2 pseudogenes are annotated in these 456 nt (G+C 66.7%); both read right to left on the bottom strand.

Annotation, left to right across the window (positions count from 1 at the left end):
- Positions 1–270 (bottom strand): annotated as a pseudogene (locus tag RM780_RS27680) (aldehyde dehydrogenase family protein); the annotation flags it as partial.
- Positions 267–456, bottom strand: a pseudogene (locus RM780_RS27675) (aspartate aminotransferase family protein); the annotation flags it as partial. The pseudogenes RM780_RS27680 and RM780_RS27675, both read right to left, overlap by 4 nt.

The following is a 456-nucleotide window of genomic DNA, read 5'->3' as shown; positions in this document are numbered from 1 at the left end:
CTCGTCGACTCGCGGCGACACGTAATCGTCTCCGCGGTAGTAGTCGACGATGCCTCGCGAGCAGGCCCGGTTCTTGGTCACCTTGTCGGCCACCACGCCCATGCCGGTCTCGGCGACCGCTTCCGCGGCGAAGCGTTCGGCTTCGGCATAGCCGGCTTCGGCCACCGCGTTGACGATGGCGGTCACCGTCGCGGCGTCGTAATCGGCGTATGCCGCCGCGGCCCAACGGGCCCGCTCCAGCATGTGGCCTGCCTGTGCGGTACTGGTCATGACGCCTTACGTCCTCTCACGACGGTCTCTGCCCTGGCCACCGCGACGGCGAGGCGGTCCAGGACGTCCTCGCAGAGCTCGCGCGAGAGCAGCAGACCCGGTTTGAATTGCAGGACACGGGGATCCAGTGTCGAGAAGATCGCCCACACTCCGTTCTCGTAGAGTTCCCGCATCACGAACTTGGCC

The sequence above is a fragment of the Streptomyces boetiae genome, assembly GCF_031845405.1.
Lineage (GTDB): Bacteria > Actinomycetota > Actinomycetes > Streptomycetales > Streptomycetaceae > Streptomyces > Streptomyces boetiae.
This window is presented reverse-complemented; position numbering and strand designations above follow the sequence as displayed.